This is a genomic window from Serratia sp. HMSC15F11 (assembly GCF_001808215.1).
In the GTDB taxonomy this organism is placed as follows: Bacteria; Pseudomonadota; Gammaproteobacteria; order Enterobacterales; family Enterobacteriaceae; genus Serratia; species Serratia nevei.
On record NZ_KV792450.1, the window covers coordinates 72,262 to 93,715 of the forward strand.

Here is a 21,454-nt window from a genome sequence, read left to right on the forward strand (position 1 = left end):
CAATGAAGTTTACGCCCTCATGCCCCTCTTCATACGAGTTATATTAAGAGGGGGAAATCTGAAAGTTTTGACAGTCTCAATGCACCATATTTTCGAGTTACACTCTTAGATAGAAGACAATATCTATATTTCTTACTGCAATTTTATTGCAGCCAGAGATAGGCACAACAGCGATATCTATGTATTTAATCCGACCAAGTGATCTATGCATTAAAAAAATTCTATCGGAATATCAACACTTGGCATTAGCAGCCCCTCCCCCACACGAAGCCCATATTTTTTGACGCATAATTTAAGCAGTAAAGAACCAAAAGTTAATTAACTACATTTAAAAATCACATTTCTCTAATCATATGATATTTAGTAGGCGCCATCTCGTTTTAAAACAACATTTATTGTCTTAAATAAAATAGCTATATCATTCCACAGCGCCCAGTTCTTCACATACCATGCATCAAAATACACACGAGTATCATAATCGATATCATTACGACCACTCACTTGCCATAACCCCGTCATGCCAGGTTTTGCCATATAGTAATAATCAACATCGCCCGCATAGCGCTCAAGCTCAGCTTCAATAATAGGACGCGGACCAACCAAACTCATTTCACCTCTGAAAACATTCCATAATTGAGGTAACTCATCAAGGCTAGTTTTACGGATAAAATGACCAATTTTAGTGATTCGAGGGTCGTTTTTTAATTTAAAATCCTTATCCCATTCGGCCTTTGCAGCAGGATCTGTTCGTAATAAGTCATCTAACACTTCTTGTGAGTTCATTACCATGGAACGAAACTTAAGACACTTAAATCTTTTCCCATTATGGCCAACACGTTCATGTCCATAAATAGCCTTGCCGCCATCACGTGAAACTCTGTATGCCAAAAATAGTAATACGGGTGACAATACCAACATGATAGAAGCTGAGCCAACAATATCAAAAATACGCTTAATCAACCGTGACGAACGCTTGGCTAAATTATTACCCACTCGCAATATCATGACCTCATGGCTAAATATGAACGACATATCAGTGCCATACAAAGGAACACCGCGCAGTGTCGGTATAACTGAAACAGAACGGCAATTATGTTTCGCAAGATTCTTTAACCACCAGTCACGTAATGCATGTTCTTCGAACTCTAGCGCGACAATAAACTGTGTACTCTCAACATCGGCGATCCTCCACAGCGCCTCCTCAGAATCAAGCACAGGGATATCAGTGATAACTTCCTCACAAGGTGAACTTGTGCAAACAAAGGCAATCACATTAAAACCAAGTACTTCCTCACTCTGTAAAGCCGCATAGGCTTCTTTTGCATTTTTTCCGGAACCGATAACAATAGTATCTTTTTTCCACAGATGAAGCTTATTCAATATTCGCTTTGTAATCGCTCGCCCCAATGGAATGAGTATCAAAATGAGAACCCACGTAACTAACCAAACCCAGCGAGAAAAGTTCCACTTTGAGAAAGCAACCAGCGACAGGTCTAAAACAGCAAAAATCAGTAATGTTCTAACAACCTCTTTCAACTCAAACCAAAAAGGCTTTCTATACGTATAATGCCTCAACCTTGACAGAAACCAAGTGATACAAACAACAGATAGAATTAAATGAGCAAAAATCCTTGCGGTGTAAGTTCCATCCTCGGGTAGAACAAGACTATTGCCAGTAGAGTGAAAAACAATAAAGTAGGCAAGAAAAAGAGAGGTGTTGAAAAATAAAAAATCTGACACAATCAGGGAAACCTTAGGTACAATTGTTTTTAGCACATTTTTATTTTTTAACATTGCGCTTTCCATCCATAATAATAATACACATATTTACTCCCCATAAATGGCTTATAAAAACACCAATTAAATCCTATACCAAGACTAGCAACACAAAGGGTAAGTCACTTAAATTCAAAGAGAAGTCAGTAATGCGAGCATTCCCTTTACGATATCAGTATGTGACCTTCTTTAACTCTTGAAAATTTATCCATTTATCTTTTAAGTAAGCGCTAAATTCTTCACGGAATCGATGAGCAGAAAAACGCAATGCATTACTGCGACAGTTCTCAGGTGACAAATCATCTTGAATAGACTCAAATTTTTCAACGGCAGACATAATATCTTCAGGCGTTTGTTCATGAAAAAAAACGCCCGTTGCATTCTGCGAACCATAAGGTCTTACTGTTTCTAACGCACCACCACGTCCATAGGCAATGATAGGAGTACCGCAAGCCTGCGCCTCCACAACCACGATCCCAAAGTCTTCTTCAGCGGCAAAAACAAATGCCTTAGCTCTTCCCATCAAGTCTTGCAATACATCATTGGGTTGATATCCAAGTACACTTATATTTTCTGATGCGTGGCGAATAACTTTCTTCATATCAGGACCAGCACCAATAACAATAAGCTTTTTATCCGGCATTCTTCTAAAAGCTTCAACAATGAGGTCAACCCTCTTATAAGGAACTAATCTAGATGCCGTAATGTAGAAATCTTCCTTATGAGTATTCAAAGCAAAGCGTTCGACATGCACCGGAGGATAAATAACGTCAGCATCGCGACCATACACCTTCTTTATCCGACGTGCAATGAAATGAGAATTCGCCACCATGTGGTCTACACCATGGGCAGTTCGGTAGTCCCAAATGCGTATTTTATGCAGAAGCCATTTTACAATCAGTCCTTTCAAACCTTTGCTGAGACCAGTTTCTTTTAGATATTGATGCTGAAGATCCCACGCATAACGCATAGGGGAATGCACATAACTTATATGCAATTGATCGGGTCCAGTAAGAACACCTTTAGAAACTGCGTGACTACTAGAAATAATCACATTATGAGAGCTAACGTCAATTTGCTCAACAGCAAAAGGCATCAAAGGCAGAAAAATTTGATAGTTTTTCTTAACAAAAGGAAGCTTTTGGATAAATGTCGTTTTAGCCTTCTTTCCAGAATAGTCATTACGTTCCTCCTCAGAGATAAAATCTATCAACGAAAACAACTCGGAAGATGGGTATATATTGATCAATTCTTTGACGACGCTCTCAGAGCCGGCTGATGTAACAAGCCAATCGGCAACTATTCCAACACTAAAATCACTACCCAACATTATATGCCTCAAGATATTTCTCTTCTAAATTTACTCGCAGACAAGTCTGTAGCAAAGCAGTAAGCTTATCAAACTTATACGCTGTCGATAACACAGCTTAGTTGTCTTGCAGAGAGTAGCCAAGAAAATCGTTCAATATTTTCAGTGCCTGCTGCGATAAGAGACTCTCTGAGCTTTGGGTCAAGAACCAGCTTCTCCATAGCTTCAGTTAATGCATCATCGTTTAATGGATCGACAAGAATTGCACTTTCGCCAAGAACTTCAGGCATCGCAGCGGCATTAGATGCAATCACGGGACAACCACAGGCTTGAGCTTCTAGCGGTGGCAAACCAAAACCTTCATATAAGGATGGGAAAAGAAAGCAGAATGCATTGCGATACAGATCCACAAGCTCCTCATCAGAAACTCGCCCGACAAAACTGACTTTATTACCGAGGTTTTTGTCAAATTCTAGGGGCTGATAGTTAGGATGCGTGCTCCCTGCAACAATCATATGCATTTCATACTTTTCAGGTAATTTATTGAATGCAGCGAGTAACCCATGAAAATTTTTGTGGTAATGATGCGAGGATACGGCAAGAAAATACCCCCTCCTAAGCCCAGTCTCATGAGACACAGTGAACTTTTCACTTACAGCATTATGAATAATATGTATCTTCTCTCTAGAAAATCCATACTGCGAACATATTTCATCTCTCGAGAAACCACTAACAGTTAATAACTTCTTACATGTTCCCAATAGAAGTGGTATAAAAAACTTATAGCAGTACCGGAAACCCCATGAGTATGTTTTAGGATATCGCAGATAAGATATATCATGTAATGTGATTACTTTGTTCAGATAGAGTAATGGAGCGGTATTTCCTAAATTAACAAGCAATGGGCATCCTTTTTTTCGCAAAAAAAAAGGAAGGTCCCACTGTTCCCAGAGGTGCCCCGAACGACTACCTACTACTTTAACATTTAGACGTGATGCGATATCCACTTGTTTAATATCTCGTGGCGATAAGAATATAACATCATCTCTTAGCCCCGCCAGTTGTAGACAAAGCTCCGCTGCAAAACGCTGAACTCCCGTCATATCTTGAGTTAAAAACCGGGCGTTGATGTATATCATACACTTTCTCGATATCAGTAGTTATATGCTGGCTCAATGTCAGTATCTATACCCAAAACTCCCCCATCAATCTATCTAGGTGAGGGCCATATCCAATGCCAAATCCTGCAGCAGGCGTAAACGTAAGCTCACTAAAATAAATGCAGCCATCATGAATATACCAGTCAACACGTACATAATCGAAATCAGCGGCCAGCAAACAACTCAATCTCAATGCCTCTGATGCCAACTTTTTGTCAATAACGTATAAAGACTTCTCTTCACCATTTCCTTTACTGTTTATTCCAGTTTCAAATGGCTTATCAAATCCATTTACATAAAAAATACGCGACAAGTTGCCAGTAAATCTTTCATTTATGACTTGAAGAACATAATTAACCTTACCTGCCAAACCACGGAATATATGGAATTTATAATCAGTTGGAGCAATAACACCATCGCCTAACAACTTTTCCATCAATATCTTCTTAGGAATATTTCTGTACTGAATTTCTCTTTGAATATGTGAAAAGTCTATTCTCATCCATTCGTTACATAGTTTAACTATATCCTCTATTTCAGAATTATAATTTGAAGTTTTTACAATTCTGTACATCCCTGCCCCATGGTTAGGTTTCAAAATCACGTCACAGTAGGGAACATAATCAAATAACTGCTCTGGAGAGTCGGTACAAAACATTAATGGGACGAAGTATTGGTCTCCGATTTTGTCTCGCACATAATCACGCACTAAATATTTATCTGATAGAAAAACAAAATTGTCACCGCTCATTTTATTTTGCTTTCTAAACAATATCTTTTCGTTGAAGGTTCTTGCATTTTTCAAATTAGGGAAATAGCCCAACTTCAATAAAAAAACGAACCTATCCTGAAGGGACCAGGGTAAGAACTTAGAAAATAATTTGATATATACACGCCCCTTCCCCCTCCATTTTCTTATCCATTCAGTTAGCATTTCTATGCAACCCCATTCGCAACTTGTTTGCACTTAACATCAAAAAAAGAAGCAATAGTAGTTTCACAAAAGCAAGCGAAGGCATCGGATATGGTTGTAATAAAATACTGGTACTTCCGACCAACCAAATGATATTAAAACAAATCGCATTACTGAAGATGTGTTCAGCCAATTTTAAATTAACTTTTATCATTCTCACAGCGACAATGATTGCGACAGTCAGCATAAAAATAATACCAAGCAATCCGCTATTTTTTAACTGCGTCAAAAACGGCGTCTGTATGCTTCTTTTATAATGTGCATCTAACTCCATAAGGTCAATTTTTTTTGTCTCTCCTTTATCACCAATGCCGGAAGGTGAATAATATAGACCTCCATAGCCAATGCCTATCAGACTTGCGGGGAAATACTGCCCCGTATATTTCCAATAATCTGTCATTTGACTTGAGCGAGTATTCATCGATTTACTGGAGTACAAATTCATCATAGCAGGCAGCGCTATGATGCAGATGAGAAAAGTTATCGTTATTTTTAACTTTGGTAGTTTCTTATTAAGAATGTTAATGATGATATCATACAATATAAAGAGAAAAGCGAAGGCGAATAAAAACTTGTACATATTAAAATACATCACTGCACCAATAACGATTGTTGCCAAACAGATTGTAAATCTTTGCGGCAATCTGGAAAAGAATAAAGCAAAAATCATCAAGGAGTAAATAGTGAAGTAGTTGTATATCTTATCTTGATCTATTATGGTAACCTTTACTCCATATCTCTCCCATAAAAAATCATAATATATATTACTCGCCGCTATACTGGATGTGAAGTTTATTAGGTCAAAGACACAAAAGAAAGTCAATACTTTATAGAACCCTAATAACGAAAGCTGTTTCGTGCAATTAAAGAAAAGATAAATCAGCACGCTGAAATAAATAACACCACGAAAATAAACAACTTGCCTTTTAATCTGACCAAGGCCACCTTGCATAACGTGATTGAAAAACGCTGAAGTTGAAATTATACCGATTACGCATCCTTGAATAATAATCGCTACAGTTAGAAAGATGGCAACCTTATACTCTCTCTGTCGAAACTTAAACCAGCCAGCATGAAAAGTGAAGTGTGCGAGCAAAGCAAAAAAAATAGTTATAAAGATAATATCGACAATCGATATAAAACCAAATATTTTATAATGGTAAATAATATTTCTAGCTATAGCAACATTATAGTCATGGATTGGCATAACCATGATGTTATATGACGAATACGAACAGAGCACATATAAAGAAAACAGTGTCACCGAATAAAAATTCAAGTGAAACCTTACTGCAATACGATATAAATAGGCAAAAGCAAGGAAAAGACCAAGAAAGAAAACAATACTATCGTAAATTACCAGCACATTAGGAAGTTCAGTGATAATGGGTAGTTTCTCTGGCTCGATCATAATTCGATATATACTCATCTGTTATGTTGGCAATATCAAAAAGCTTTATAGTATCGGGCTCAATAGTAATTTCTGTAGTAGAGTTCAATGCCCACTCAAGATTATTTTCCGTTATCTCTTTGACAGATGGGATTAACTCTAGTAATTCTCCTGCCCCGCCAACTGGGTTAATTAACACACGCTTTTTGGCTAATGCACTTTCAACAACGACTCGACCAAATGGCTCACGCCATTGAAAAGGGAAAATGACAATATCTACGTTATTTAAGAAATGCTCGATATTAACGCGTCCCATCTGAATAATATCAGCTGAATGCAACATAACTCGAAACTCATCATTGTCATCAAAACAATCACCTGCAGCGAAAGCTTGTATATTATATCCGGCGTTACGCAATTTAACAATCAAGCGACAATATACGTCAAACCCCTTTTCTTTTGTTAACCGTCCGATAAACCCGATACGAATCACATCTGCAGAGGGCGAACATCCGGAATAAACTGATACTGGATTATAAGTATAATCCTTTAATGCATTCTTGAAGAATTTATTCTTTATATGAAAATCCATGATAAAAAAACTAATGCCAATATAAAAATTGACTTTTTTACTATAAATTCTCTTCAAAAAGGACCAAAGAAAAACTGAGAGCGCACGCGGTTCAGTATTTTTTCCTTTGTAATACATCGTCGTGTTTGGATGCATTAGATAGTAATCACGTGAAGTATGGACTAATGTAATCCCCATAGCGTTAACAACGCCCCAAACTGCAACCGAAAAGCCAGATAAATTATTTGTGTTTACTATATCCGGTTGAAAATCGGCCACTTCCTTCCTAAACGGAGTTTTCATTAACAGGTTATAATTATCAATAACATGCCATAAAAAGCGTAGTAAAACATTCCGCCTTCTGCCACTGAAAGGCCAATATATATTTCTAAGTGGTATGTATACGACCTCGACGCCATTGATTATAGAGAACGACCTTAACGGTTTATCACATAGCGTAATTACCCTAACTTGATGACCTCTTCTAACTAGTTCCTCACTTAGCAATTGAAGAGATATCTCGGCACCGCCCATCTGATATGGTGCGTATAACGAGCTAACCATCATAATTTTCACGATGACCATCCTAGGAAAAAGCATACATCGTTACTATTAACAGCAGCCCAGAATGGGCTGCTATCATTACACATCTCAACTTACTTCTTCGTTGACTCGTATTCATAATGGTAGTAACCATAACCACCATAATAACTACTCGCTTTCTTTTCAACAGCGTTGAGAATAACGCCTTTGATATTGGTACCATTCTGCTCAAAGCGACGAATACTGACTTCAACTTCTTTCACTGTATTAACACCAAAACGCGCGATCATCAACGCAGTACCTGCATGGTGGCCAATAATAGCAGCATCAGTAACAGCCAAAATTGGAGGTGTATCTATCAGCACAATGTCGTAAAGAGCGGAGACACTCCCGACAAAATCAGTAAATCCACGTGTCATTAGCAGCTCTGATGGATTTGGAGGTACTTGTCCTCTGCTTATCACATCCAAACCTTCAACTGTAGTTTTCTGTATCGTCTTATCAAAAGTTACTTGTAATGATAGAATATCAGATAGGCCAACGTTATTATCTACTCCTAATATAGAGTGTAGGTATCCCTTCCGCATATCCGCATCTATGACTAAAACTTTTTGCCCAGACTGAGCGATCACTGCAGCAAGGTTGGTGCTAACAAACGTTTTACCTATATTCGGGCTAGCACCTGAAATCATAAGCACATTGTTTTTTGAGTCCATCATAGCAAAATGTAAGCTGGTTCTTAGGCTACGTATGGCTTCAATCGCAAGATCGGCTGGGTTACCACTAGCTAATAAAGAGTCGGAGCGTACTGTCTTTTTTCTTCTTGTTATATTCCTTAATTGCAGATCCTTCTTTTGCTGCCATTCTGACAAAGGAATACTAGCATAAACATTGATGCCATCCTCCTCCAGCTGCTCTGGAGACTCAATTCCTCGATGAAGGCGCATTTTAATAAATACGATCGCGGCAGCAAACAGTGCGCCTAAAAAGACTGAAACAGCAACTATTATAAGCTTTTTAGGTTTAACGGGTTTTGGTTGCGTAATTGCCTCGTCAACAATTCGCACATTACCAACAGTACTAGCCATTTGTAATGCTTAGCTCTTGCTGTTTATTCAGCAACTGCATGTATATGGCCTTACCCGCATCAACATCTCGCGTAAGTTTCAAAATTTCTTGCTGCGTTTTTGGCATCGCAGAAACTCGTTTATTTAATTTCCCTTTCTCTTTTTCTAAAGTGTTCCTTTTTTCCAATAAAGCTCGATATGCTGGATGCTCCTTTGTATAAAGTTTTGATATCTCAGCCTCTTTGAAAGTCAACTCGTTTAGTTGGGACTCAACGGAAACTATGCTATCCAACGTTGATTTGGCTTCTAAGGATAAATCAACAGAATCACTTTGTTGACGATATTTATTAAGTTTGTTCTCTGCTTCATCAAGCGATGCTCGGACAGTAGGAAGTTGCTCTTGCAGGAATTTCAAACTCTTTTCTGCTTCCTCCGATTTTCTCGCAATATTTTGCAGAACATAATTCCTACTAATACTTTCCAATACTTGACGTGCCAACTCTGGGTATTCAGAGAAATAAGCTAATTCTAAAACACCTGTCTTCTTCCCTTTATCTGCAACTGATAAAGAATTTAAAATAGTGTTTATAGTTTTTAGGCGAGTTCTTTTAACAACAATAAATGATGTCCCAGGCTTGGCATTAAGCTTATCCAACAGAATTACAACACCTTGCCCAAACACAACCTCCCCTTCCTTCCCCTTTAAAAACATCCCTTCGTCATTAGTGAGTGAATAATCGTTTTTATCGAGTACCGTCAATGTGAAAGAAGTATCAAAAAGACTCTCAGGAATGTCAAACCTGGACAAAGAAATACTCTGAGGCTCCTCCCCCGTCATTCGAGCCCACCCACGACCGAAGATAGGAAGAAATTTCTCGCTAACGCTAGTTTGGAGTCCGAGCTCATCAACTGCCTTCCCAATTATTAATCTAGAAGTAATTAGCTCTATTTCAGTTGTAGACTCAGCCTCAGAATTTGGAATAATTTGGGACAAGTTATCGAGCAGAGATCCACCAGAATTTTTTTCCACCTGAACCAATGCGTCCGCTTGATAAACTGGTGTGGAAAATAGCGAATACACAATGCCAATACAAGAAGAAAGAGCAATGATCGCAATAATCAGCCATCTATTATCTATTAGCGCACCTACAATCTGAGCAATATTTATATCATGGCTCTTGGTGCCTGCTATACTTTTCCGAGCGGTATTTTCAGTCATTGTATTCTCTGTATTTAATTTAGAGCCTTTGCCCACGCTTGCGCTGATTCTGCTAGTAGACGATAAACAAACTCAAATGCTTCTTGACTCTTTCCGTAAGGATCAGGAATATCCCGCTGTTCAAGCCAGTGAGCAAACAACATCGTTTTCCCTCTAACCTCAGGAGCCAGGCGTGTAACAGCTTCTATATGACTCTTTTCCATTACCAAAATCAAAGACTGCTCACGGCAAAGCTCTCGAGTAAGTTGCCGGGCATGGTGTCCATCTAATGATAAGCCATTTGATTTTGCCACTAGCAATGCCGTCGCGTCAGCTCCATGCCCAACAACGGCAGCTAATCCCGCAGAACTAATTTTTCTTTCTGGTAAAGAATTCTGTAGCAAACGTTCCGCAGTAGGTGAGCGGCAAATGTTTCCTACACAAACGACTAATATAGAGTCAAACATATCCATATTCCTGAAGAGTAATCTTTTGGTATTACATTACTATAGCAGAAGTTTTTGAATGGAAAAAGCGCCCCTCTTATCTGATTGATAGTCATCATTGCTGAAGAAACTAGCAACGAAACCAAAATCTTATGCATAGCTATTAACTGCTAAATCGTTATGCATTTCATTAACTTAAAAGGAGCTTGCTTTATATATCAATTCTAACGCCATTTTGACTAATATAGAGAGTCATCAAACAACTTCTACTGTAAATGCAGGCATCAAACCGCCATCATCTAAAAACTCTAAATAAATCTGTGCAGTTCTCAGTGCTTCGAAAATTGTCACGTCCATATCTAAATAACGGTACGTTCCAAGGCGACCTACAAATGTCACTTTCTTTTCTTGTTTAGCCAGTGCAATGTAGTCAGCAAGCATTTTCATCTCCCCTACCTGCCTAATTGGATAGTAGGGGATATCATTTTCCGTGCATTGTCGACTATATTCTTTATAGCAGACTGACTTATCATGTTTCTCCCAGGGTGAGAAATACTTATGCTCAGTTATCCGCGTATAAGGCACTTTTTCCGAGCAATAATTCATCACTGCACAACCTTGATAATCACCATCATAAATAAACTTTTTAAAATCCAAAGTTCTATATCCAAGGCGTCCAAATTTATTTTTATAAAAAGCATCTAATGGGCCACTGTAGAAAACATGATCATACATTTCAATCATCGAGGGCTCAAATTCGGTATCAAGGCTCAGAGTAATATTATCATGACCGAGAATTTTCTTTACAATCTCGGTATAACCGTCATGTGGCATCCCCTGATATTTATGATTGAAATAGTTATCATCATAATTAAACCTGATTGGTAGCCGTTTGAGAATTGATGCCGGTAGATCTTTGGGTGACATACCCCACTGTTTTACTGTATAGCCTTTAAAAAAGGCTTCGTATAATTCATGCCCTACGAAGCGTAATGCCTGCTCTTCAAACGTTTTAGGCTCCAAAATACTATTATCGCCTTTGCTTGCTATTAATTCTCGCGCTTCGTCAGGAGAGCATGTTTTCTTGAAAAACTGATTTATCGTATGCAAATTTATCGGCAATGAAAAAACCTGGCCATCATATGTTGCCTTAACACGATTTGTATATGGCATCATCACCGTATATTTATTTATATAACTCCAAACTTGCTCATTATCGGTATGAAATATGTGGGGGCCATATGTATGAACCATCACACCCGTTGTTGCTTCTCTTTCATCGAAGCAGTTGCCTGCAATATGAGAACGACGGTCAATGACATTTACTTTGTGACCTTTCTCTGCCAGTTCGCGAGCAATCACTGCGCCAGAAAACCCTGCGCCAACAACTAATACATTTTTCACACTCATAAAGCACCTTTTATTTTAATTAAAAACATTAGAAGCCCATCTAATTTTCTTTATATTTCTTTTTATATTATGTGAGATATTTTTCATTCCCGTAAATGGTAGGTGACAAAGGAAACAAAACACGCCGGCAATCACTCGCCCCTCCATCTTATATCTTGAGGGTAACATATATGCCTTAAAGCACTCTCTTTCTTTCTTACTCATATACTTAGTCATATTCCTCAACCAAAAAATAGAATATGACACAGATTCTTTCGATTTCTGTTTATGTTCAAAAGACGTCAAATAGTTTGTCAACACCTCATCAATCATAACAAACTTGAATTTTAGTGCTTGCGCTTTTATGCAATATTCAAAATCCTGGTGCCTTCTAAAAATTTCATTAAAATATAAAACATTTGTATTCACTCTAGAGATAACCAGGCTACTTGTCTGCATAAATCCTTGGCGTGCAAATAAGTACTCGGACACTGATTCGTTATCATATATAGCCCGTTCGGGTCTAACACCAACAGACATTCCGTCAGCAATTACTAGAACTTTGCTATAAAACAAAACCCTATCAGTTTCCTTGTATTTTTTTACAACATCAAAAAAAACATCTAGTTTATTATCACTCCATGAATCATCTGCGTCTAAAAAGCAAATATAACGCCCTTTTGATAATGACACTGCTTTATTTCTAGCTGCTGCACCGTTCTTATTTTCGTCGAATGAGTAAAATGTAATATTTAAGCGGCTATATTTTTCTTTACTGATAACTTTTCTAGTCTCGTCCCTGTCAGCCGAGCAATCATCTACTATAACAATCTCGAAATCCTTAAATTTTTGCTCATATAATGAATCTAGAGTTATCGCTAAAGAATTTGATGCATTATAGCATGGGATGACTATAGAAAAGAAAACCTGTGACTTATCAGCATGTTCCATTTACTCTCCTACTGATAGTTTTGTAATTCAGAATACTAAATAGCAATAGTTATTTTCAAAAAAACATATATTGCTATTTACCACAAACAAGATTCCTCCAAAGACTCTTTATCCTCTCTTCGGAAAACTGCGATGATACATTACATGTACCTGCACTTAACTGAAAATAAACATTATCATTAGAAGCTAAATATTCTAGATTGGCCAAAAAGCTATCTTCATCATTTAATTCCACTAAAAAACCATCCACTTTATCAGAGATAATTTCTCTCGGTCCAGTTGGACAGTCATATGCTATAACGGGCACCGACCATGATTTCGCTTCAAGCAGAGCAAGTGGTAACCCCTCATAGATGGAAGTCATTAAGCATAGATCAGCATTCTTATAGTAATCATCAATATTATTTATGCGACCAAGAAATTGAACGTTATTACTTATTTTCAATCGACTTGCTTGCTGGATAAGTTCATCTTTGAGCTCACCATCACCAGCAATATTTAGCATCCAATCCGAATGGTTGTTTTTTATGAAGCGAGACCAAATATTTAGTAGGCTAGAGAAGTTTTTTTGCTTGCTCAATCGTCCCACAGCTAAAGCATGTCGACTTCTATTTATTTTCTTGTAGTCATTGTATTTTATAGGATTATAAATTACGGTGTTATTTATACCCCAACTAGCCAGCTTCTTTCCATCTCTTTCCGTAAGAACTACAACCTTGTCATACTTTGACAATGCGATTCTTTTTAAAAACCTGATTGCAACTGATAGTGAATCTAATGAAACATGCTCACATGCAATTAAACTTTCCTTGGATTTCCTTCCAAAAATGGAGAATAAAAATGAAAAATATACACTCAATCTTCCCATGCTAACAACAAAAACAAGATCGTAGTCTCTCTTATTTATCTCTTTTATAATACTTAATAGAGGATACTTTTCCCGCGCAAAACTTCTCAATTCTTTTGCATTTTTATAGTTGTAAAATGGCAGCCCATCTCCCCTCAAGGAAAAAACATCGACATCGTCACTCCCCCCCAGGCTTTCCACCATAAAATCACATATCTTTTCTCTTCCAGTATAAGTGAAGGCATTATCAGTAATAATTAAAAGCCTAGCCATTTTCGTTCATCCTTCGCATTTTCATAAAAACTGTCTTTTTAGCATTCCAATTCCTTTTTTTATTACATTCTCACCCTCAATATTTATTATTGGCATTTTTTTTATTTTTAACTCACTCTGATTGTAAAGGATCCATACATTAAATAAACGCTCCGCTAAAAAACCAAACACACGTTTCTGATAGGTATCATAATCTCTATATTTTATTTCTTTTTCCAATATAAAAAGCATAGGAAAAAGCCACTCGCAATATTTATCTAACGTCTCTCTCTTTGCCAGGAACATGTTATAGAGAGACAATTTTCGCCCATTCATGACTTGCTTAAAGGCACTCATATACTGGGGGTGTTTCTCTTGCAGAACACTTTCTAGTAACTGCAAATCTGCTTCATAATGAGCCTTTATGTAATGCTTTCTTATGGAAACGATATAATAATTTCTTGGCTCCGCCACAACCAAGTCATACTTACTTATTAGCTTACTAATTTCTTCACAACTTAAAATCGACTTCCCATTAATAAACTCACCACCCCCATTCCCTTTAAAGTACCGGCGATAGTGCATCATGCCAACAAACTTGTCATCAGTATTTTTCCAAATCCAATATAAAGCTGTTAGCTCACAAAAAGAAGAGTTGAACTCCGAGATATTATCTTGAGTATCATCGGAAACCCCTCGCGTAAGGTTAAACTTCGACTTTCCAACCCTGATAGGTACATAGCACCCCCCTGCTGGAAATGCATACTCCTTATGAGTGACGACGAAAATTGTCATGTTAATTTACCTTGAAATATTAAAACGCATCAAATGTTTGGGATACACTATAACCAAATATCGACTGAGGGAATATTATTGTATTGTATGTTAAGAAGTAGCTAATAAATAAGAAAAAGAAGCCTAGGGCCATGAATTTATTTTTTATTTTGGACAGGAATATAGCCATGAGTATCGGCTCTGCATGTAAAAAAAGATTACCTACTCTACCACCGATAATTGAAAAGTCTGAAAATATAATGCGTATCGCGCCACCGATTGCATAGGCCAATATTAAGATATAATACAGCTTAAACTTCTCAGGTTCCGTTATATCTCTTAGAATATAGAAACAAAAAACGGCAATGAAGAGAATGTTTTTTAGATTAGCCAGACCAAATACACTCAACTCACCATCAAACTCTCCGCCCACGTAATTTCGAGCCATAATACCAACCCCTGGTATAAGCGAAAAATAGTTAAGAAACAAACTTTTTCCACCAACGATACCAATAGGTATTGCACATAGTATTATTATTAACGGCAAATATCTTCTTTCTTTTATAAATAAAAAAGGAACCATTAAAATAGCTGCATACCCTGTGTTGTGAGAGAGTATACAACACAAGAATAAAATGAGAGCTTTAGTATATTTATCTTGAGACAGATAACAAAACGACGCAACAGCAAATGCACTACTAATTCCGAATCTTATCTGATTCATGTCTTTGTTTATGAATAAGTGTACAGAATACAAGCAAAGTGAAACCAAAATTAACGGCGAGTACTTTTTAAATGTTATCGCATTAATACTAACCGCAAAAAAGCAAACAAATAAGAGAAACCAGTTAGCGTTCTTTGTTATAAAGCTACTAAGATAGGCAAGATATATAAATACTGGCTCATATCTATATTTATCCTTTATATCTCCTAGAGAATCAATATCGATCTGCTGGATAAAATAATAGTAAAACTGCTTATACTGGTCATCATCAACACCACTCATCGGACCGCGAATACCGCCAAAGACAATCAGAAGTGCGACACCTGCGATAAACAATAGGATTACTAACGGATCTTTTTTCCTTTCTTTAACGTCCATCCCGTTAGTTATAAGCACTTCATAGCAACTAAATAAGAAAAGCGTATAACCAACCACCCAATACATTACCATATGAGTTCCTAATCTGTAGCGTATTTAAGCTATTTTCTAATGGTTTTGTACGTTTGATTTTCAATAAAACTAAAAATTCTCTAAAACGTCCAATAATCTTTAGATTAATTAATTAAAATGACTACCCTCCCTAAAGATAGGTAGTCATCATTCATATTAATAAATTTTATCGTTTAAAAGAACATCTACGGCCAGTTTCGCACACGTAACGAACCTTCAGTCAGATTGTTAAATCCAACAATAGTTGGTAATAGCTGATTAATTACGCGGTTCCAGCGAGCCAGAGGAGCCGTGGTTACATAAACAATATCGTAGGGTTGCAAATGGAACTCTGTTCCCATGACCATGGCTGTCGCATCCGATGCATTCAACTGATATATGCTTGCCAGTTTCTTGCCTTCCGTTCCGCGCAGAGGCCTGATAACAAATACACCTGTTGCATCGGATACAGCCTGGTCCATTCCTTCAGCGTTACCAAGCGCCTCCGTCAACGTCATTCCGCTGCGGTCCATTTTCAATGTGGTTTGCTTTTTCACTTCTCCCATAACGAAAACTTTCAAGTCATCGTTACGTGGTACGTAGAGGATATCACCAGGATAAAGTAAACGGTTTTGCGTCAAATCGCCACGCTGCATCAGTGCTTGCAAGGAAATGCGCTGTTCCTGCCCATTATGAGTCAACACTACATTGCGCCAATCAGCGTTCTCTGCTAAACCACCGGCGGCATTTATAGCATCCATAACTGTCAAAGGTACGTTCGTGATGGCCTGCTTTCCTGATGTTGCTACCTCACCTGTAACATAAACCTTTTGTGAACGGAAGGCGGCGATGCTGACGTCCACTTGCGGGCTTTCGATATATTGCGCAAGCCTACCGGCAATATCATTGCGAACCTGACTCATGGTTCTACCGGCGACTTTTACCTTGCCAATGTAAGGATAGAAAATAGTACCGTCAGAATTGACCCAGTTCCCTGTATCGCTGGCGCTCCGATATTGGCCTGCCGGAGTGGTCAGTTCAGGATGATCCCACACGGTTACCATCAAAACGTCACCAATACCGATACGGTATTCATAGTTCTGTAGTTCACGTTCTAAAGAGGAGTTGGGTTGTGCAACAACTGGCTTAGGTCGCATTTTCTCGACCAAGCTTGGCGTGAGCGGATAAACATTAACCAGTTTATCGATGTCAAAATCATTATCTTGTTGTTTGACGACCTCTTTGCCACTGGTTGAAAGATGAGAGCCCGGTACGATAGTACAGCCGCTAACCACACCGATAGATACCAAAAGTGGTATCAGTTTCCATTGTTTTTTTGCCATCGAGTTATCATCACTTTCAAAGTAAATATATCTGCAAGCTACGTTAGCTGGTCAACCTGGGCTACATCGTCGTATGTGCGTCATAAGCACTGTCATATCTCAGATATTTTGACGGAAAACCATGCTCGTATTGAGCCAGCGTTGAGAATCAGGGCCGTATGATTATGGAGTATTTCCACAGCTGAGTCCAACGTAGTGAGGAGCACTGAGCGCTCCCCTCCACATCAAAACGCAGGGTGTACAATGCGGTCAAATCGAGCGACCTTACAACGACAGTTGCTTAGCCCAAGTCCTAAAGGCTTCCCCCTGACTTGGATGTCGCAAACCATAGGTCACAAAGGCACGAAGGTAACCCATTTTCTCGCCGCAATTGAATGAATCTCCCACCAGCCCCATCGCTTCCACCGTGTTGTGTTGCAACAGCTCGGCAATTGCGTCAGTCAGCTGAATTCGGCCCCAGGCGCCAGGTTCGGTTCTTTCCAAAATGGGCCAAATTTCGGCAGAAAGGACATAGCGTCCGACAGCAGAATAATTGGAGTTTAACTGAAGTTCACGGCTAGGTTTCTCGACGATTGATGTCATTCTGGCGCTTTCGCCCGGATGCAAAGTATCCACCTCGCACTCAACGACAGAATAATCGTAGAGAACATGTTCATCGGCCTTCTGAACCAGCACCTGGCTCGAACCATTCTGCTCAAAACGCGCAATCATATGCGCTAAATTATCTTTCTGGGGTGCAGCTTTGCCTTCGTCCAACAAAATGTCGGGCAATACAACCACAAAAGGCTCTTCACCAATCAATGGCTTAGCACATAACACCGCATGCCCTAACCCCTTAGGTTGCCCTTGACGAATATGCATCAGGGTCACCCCTTTTGGGATGATGGATTTTACTTCATCCAGTAATTGGCGCTTTACACGCGCCTCCAACATAGCTTCCAGTTCAAACGACGTGTCAAAGTGGTTTTCTATCGCATTTTTGGAGGAATGCGTAACCAAAATAATGTCTTTTATCCCAGCGGATACGCATTCATTAACGATATATTGAATCAGCGGCTTATCTACAATCGGCAACATCTCTTTAGGAATCGCCTTCGTCGCCGGCAACATATGCATACCTAATCCAGCAACAGGAATGACGGCCTTTAACTTAGTCATGATAATCCTCTTCAAAATTGTGATTGTATGCCCGTTGCATTATTTATCGTGCAAAACCTGCTTTAACCAGTGTGTGAATGCGGCACCTTCCTTTTGATGACGCAAACCATATTGGACGAACGCCTTCATATAACCCAGCTTATCCCCACAGTCATGCGACTTGCCACTCATATGGAAAGCTTCAACGGTATTATTCTCCATCAGCATGGCGATAGCATCAGTGAGCTGAATTTCATCACCGGCACCTGGTGGTGTTTTTTCCAGCAACGACCAAATATCTGCAGCCAATACATAGCGTCCGACGACAGCAAGGTTCGAAGGTGCGTCTTCACGCGCAGGCTTTTCCACCACGGCCGTCATAACCGTGCTCTCGCCCCCCTCCAGCACCACACCGCCGCAATCCACTACGCCATATTTGGATACATCTTCCTCAGGCACAGGCTCAACCATGATTTGACTGTGGCCAGTCTCATCGAAACGCTGCAGCATTTTGGCCAGGTTCTCTTTATGCAGATCCGCCGTAGCATCGTCCAATAAAACATCGGGTAGTAGCACCACAAACGGTTCATCACCTACCATCGGCCTAGCACATAACACCGCATGTCCCAATCCCTTAGCCTGCCCTTGTCGCACTTGCATCACGGTGACATCTGGAGGGCAAATACCTTTGACTTCTTCCAGTAGCTGACGCTTGACGCGCGATTCCAGTACCGCCTCAAGTTCGAATGACGTATCAAAGTGGTTCTCAATCGCATTCTTCGAGGAGTGTGTAACCAGTACGATATCCTTAATCCCGGCAGCTACGCATTCATTTACGATGTATTGAATTAAGGGTTTATCGACAACCGGTAACATTTCTTTAGGAATTGCTTTAGTTGCTGGCAACATCCGCGTCCCCAGTCCAGCAACCGGAATTACAGCCTTAAGTCTCTTTTGCATGTTTTTTATCCACAATCACATTATTCTGTAAAATACGCTAATCCATTGCCCGCTGCTTAGCGGCCAATAGCAGACACGCTACCGCCCTTGGCTTCCAGCTACCAATGCGCTGCTTGCAGTGGTTGAAAGAGAGAAAACCAATTAACACACTGATTTATTTGTATTTTTTCACGCGCAATGGCTACCAGTGGCGTTTGGTTCGTCATACTATGTAAAGAGGTATTTTTATAACCAAAAGCAGACGATTTAGGCCGTTTATATGGCTAAGATTCTTATACTATTAATCTTTGGACACAAGCCTTAGATACCCTAGTTGTCTCGTTTTCAGAATAAGACTACTAGGACCGTCCAATTCATAATATAAAAACTGACGAATCAAATCATAACATCATGATATTTAATAAAATACTGCATTCTGGTTATTTTACAGCCAAATGACAAGTGCGCTATTTCTCCCAGCTCACTGCATAGCCATTTAATTTATTGATGCCCCCTATTTTTCCTTAGATCTTAACCCGATACTCATCTTCACTCACTATTACATCTTCGAATTAAAGTTGAATTTTGCCGCCTCAGCGCCCATCATTCCCGTGCGGCATAAGCCGTAGAACTTACAGGTGAAATTGGGCGTATGGAATGGATCGCTGATCCAACAATTTGGGCCGGCCTGGCCACATTGGTCGTGCTGGAAATCGTTCTGGGTATAGACAACCTTGTCTTCATCGCCATTCTGGCGGACAAACTACCAAAACAACAAAGAGATAAGGCTCGTGTCGTCGGTCTGTTGCTGGCGCTGGTCATGCGCCTGGCGCTGCTCGCCTCCATCTCGTGGCTGGCGACGCTGACCAAACCGATGTTCATCGTCGCAGAGCACCCCTTCAGCGGCCGCGATCTGATCATGCTGGTCGGCGGGATATTCCTGCTGTTCAAGGCCACCATGGAGCTGAACGAACGGCTGGAGGGCAAGGATGAAGAGCAGCACGGCGCACGCAAAGGCGCGCGTTTCTGGCCGGTGGTGGCGCAGATCGTGGTGCTGGACGCCGTTTTCTCGCTCGACTCGGTGATCACCGCAGTCGGCATGGTCGACCACCTGGCGGTGATGATGATCGCGGTGTGTATCGCCATCGGCCTGATGCTGCTGGCCAGCAAGCCGCTGACGCGCTTCGTCAACGCCCACCCGACTATCGTTATCCTGTGCCTGAGCTTCCTGTTAATGATCGGCTTCAGCCTGGTGGCGGAGGGCTTCGGCTATCATATTCCGAAAGGATACCTCTACGCGGCGATCGGTTTCTCGGTGATGATCGAGGCCTTGAACCAACTGGCCCAGTTCAACCGCCGGCGCTTCCTGTCGAAGGTGCGGCCACTGCGCGAGCGCACCGCCGAGGCGGTACTTCGCATGCTGAGTGGTAAACACGAAGAAGCGGAGGTCGACAGCCACTCCGCCAACCTGCTGGCAGACAGCGACAGCGAAAACGGCGAGATCTTCAATCAGCAAGAGCGGCGCATGATCGAACGCGTGCTGGGCATGGCGCAGCGCACGGTCAGCAGCATCATGACTTCGCGTCACGACGTCGAATACCTCGAGCTGAACGATCCGCAGGAAAAACTGACGCAATTACTGGAGCGTAATCAGCACACGCGCATCGTGGTGGTGGAAAGCAGCGCCAGCGACGAACCGCTGGGCGTTATCCACACTATCGACGTCCTCAAACAGCAGTTGGCACAGGCGCCGCTGGATCTGCGCGCGTTGATACGCCAACCGCTGATCTTCCCGGAACAGCTCACGCTGTTAAGCGCCCTGGAGCAGTTCCGCCAGGCACAGACGCACTTTGCCTTTGTGGTCGACGAGTTCGGTTCCGTCGAAGGTATCGTCACCCTGACGGACGTGATGGAAACCATCGCCGGCAATCTGCCGGAGGCCGGCGAAGAGGTGGACGCACGCCATGATATTCAGCAAAACGAAGACGGCAGCTGGATTGCCAACGGCTATATGCCGCTGGAAGATCTGGTGCTGTACCTGCCGATGCCGCTGGAAGACAAGCGCGAATACCACACGCTGGCGGGGCTGCTGATGGAACACAGCCAGCGTGTGCCGCAAGAAGGCGAGCAAATCAAGATCGGTGACTATCTGTTCGAACCGCTGGAGGTCAACAGCCACCGCATCCTGAAAGTGAAGATCACCCCGCCCCCCCCACCGGAGGACTACGAGGTTTAG

The 21,454-nt window shown here is 40.5% G+C and carries 16 protein-coding genes and 1 pseudogene; 1 reads left to right on the top strand and 16 read right to left on the bottom strand.

Annotation, left to right across the window (positions count from 1 at the left end):
- Positions 1-360: 360 nt before the first annotated feature.
- From wbaP to galU, 16 genes and pseudogenes are all read right to left on the bottom strand, one after another.
- A complete protein-coding gene (gene wbaP, locus HMPREF3138_RS10830; protein ID WP_038881039.1) occupies positions 361-1,794 on the bottom strand; it encodes an undecaprenyl-phosphate galactose phosphotransferase WbaP in 1,434 nt (477 codons plus the stop codon).
- Between the two features lie 154 nt (positions 1,795-1,948).
- Positions 1,949-3,106, bottom strand: a complete 1,158-nt coding sequence (locus tag HMPREF3138_RS10835) for a glycosyltransferase family 4 protein (RefSeq protein ID WP_038881037.1) — start codon at positions 3,104-3,106, stop codon at positions 1,949-1,951.
- Between the two features lie 74 nt (positions 3,107-3,180).
- Positions 3,181-4,224, bottom strand: coding sequence for a glycosyltransferase family 4 protein (locus tag HMPREF3138_RS25475; RefSeq protein ID WP_071605324.1), 1,044 nt, complete (start codon positions 4,222-4,224; stop codon positions 3,181-3,183).
- Positions 4,225-4,270: 46 nt separating this feature from the next.
- Entirely contained in the window at positions 4,271-5,179 is a 909-nt protein-coding gene (locus HMPREF3138_RS10840) for an ATP-grasp fold amidoligase family protein (protein ID WP_049193282.1), read from the bottom strand.
- Positions 5,169-6,629 carry a hypothetical protein gene (locus HMPREF3138_RS10845; protein ID WP_038881034.1) on the bottom strand — a complete coding sequence of 487 codons (1,461 nt, stop codon included), beginning with the start codon at positions 6,627-6,629 and terminating at the stop codon, positions 5,169-5,171. The genes HMPREF3138_RS10840 and HMPREF3138_RS10845 overlap by 11 nt, the downstream gene beginning before the upstream one ends.
- Positions 6,595-7,779 (bottom strand): glycosyltransferase, encoded by a 1,185-nt coding sequence (locus HMPREF3138_RS25480; RefSeq protein ID WP_080213348.1) that lies wholly within the window; start codon positions 7,777-7,779, stop codon positions 6,595-6,597. The genes HMPREF3138_RS10845 and HMPREF3138_RS25480 overlap by 35 nt, the downstream gene beginning before the upstream one ends.
- A gap of 56 nt (positions 7,780-7,835) precedes the next feature.
- A pseudogene (gene wzc, locus HMPREF3138_RS10850) lies at positions 7,836-10,008 on the bottom strand (tyrosine-protein kinase Wzc).
- Positions 10,009-10,022: 14 nt separating this feature from the next.
- Positions 10,023-10,454 carry an arsenate reductase/protein-tyrosine-phosphatase family protein gene (locus tag HMPREF3138_RS25485; RefSeq protein ID WP_071605325.1) on the bottom strand — a complete coding sequence of 144 codons (432 nt, stop codon included), beginning with the start codon at positions 10,452-10,454 and terminating at the stop codon, positions 10,023-10,025.
- A 234-nt stretch (positions 10,455-10,688) separates the two neighbouring features.
- Entirely contained in the window at positions 10,689-11,843 is a 1,155-nt protein-coding gene (glf, locus tag HMPREF3138_RS10855; RefSeq protein ID WP_038881028.1) for a UDP-galactopyranose mutase, read from the bottom strand.
- 15 nt (positions 11,844-11,858) lie between these two features.
- Complete coding sequence (locus HMPREF3138_RS10860; RefSeq protein WP_038881026.1) at positions 11,859-12,773, bottom strand: glycosyltransferase family A protein; 915 nt, start codon at positions 12,771-12,773, stop codon at positions 11,859-11,861.
- 73 nt (positions 12,774-12,846) lie between these two features.
- Positions 12,847-13,893 (bottom strand): glycosyltransferase, encoded by a 1,047-nt coding sequence (locus HMPREF3138_RS25490; protein WP_071605326.1) that lies wholly within the window; start codon positions 13,891-13,893, stop codon positions 12,847-12,849.
- A 21-nt stretch (positions 13,894-13,914) separates the two neighbouring features.
- Positions 13,915-14,667, bottom strand: a complete 753-nt coding sequence (locus tag HMPREF3138_RS10865) for a DUF4422 domain-containing protein (RefSeq protein WP_038881024.1) — start codon at positions 14,665-14,667, stop codon at positions 13,915-13,917.
- Between the two features lie 19 nt (positions 14,668-14,686).
- On the bottom strand, positions 14,687-15,820 hold the full coding sequence (locus HMPREF3138_RS10870; protein ID WP_038881021.1) for an EpsG family protein: 1,134 nt from the start codon (positions 15,818-15,820) through the stop codon (positions 14,687-14,689).
- Between the two features lie 185 nt (positions 15,821-16,005).
- The gene (locus HMPREF3138_RS10875) at positions 16,006-17,142 is read right to left on the bottom strand and encodes a polysaccharide export protein (protein WP_038881018.1); all 1,137 of its coding nucleotides are present in this window, start codon (positions 17,140-17,142) and stop codon (positions 16,006-16,008) included.
- A 264-nt stretch (positions 17,143-17,406) separates the two neighbouring features.
- A complete protein-coding gene (locus HMPREF3138_RS10880) occupies positions 17,407-18,300 on the bottom strand; it encodes a sugar phosphate nucleotidyltransferase (RefSeq protein ID WP_038881016.1) in 894 nt (297 codons plus the stop codon).
- 39 nt (positions 18,301-18,339) lie between these two features.
- A complete protein-coding gene (gene galU / locus HMPREF3138_RS10885; RefSeq protein ID WP_038881014.1) occupies positions 18,340-19,239 on the bottom strand; it encodes a UTP--glucose-1-phosphate uridylyltransferase GalU in 900 nt (299 codons plus the stop codon).
- Positions 19,240-19,870: 631 nt separating this feature from the next.
- Here galU and HMPREF3138_RS10890 point away from each other — a divergent pair.
- On the top strand, positions 19,871-21,454 hold the full coding sequence (locus HMPREF3138_RS10890; RefSeq protein ID WP_038881010.1) for a TerC family protein: 1,584 nt from the start codon (positions 19,871-19,873) through the stop codon (positions 21,452-21,454).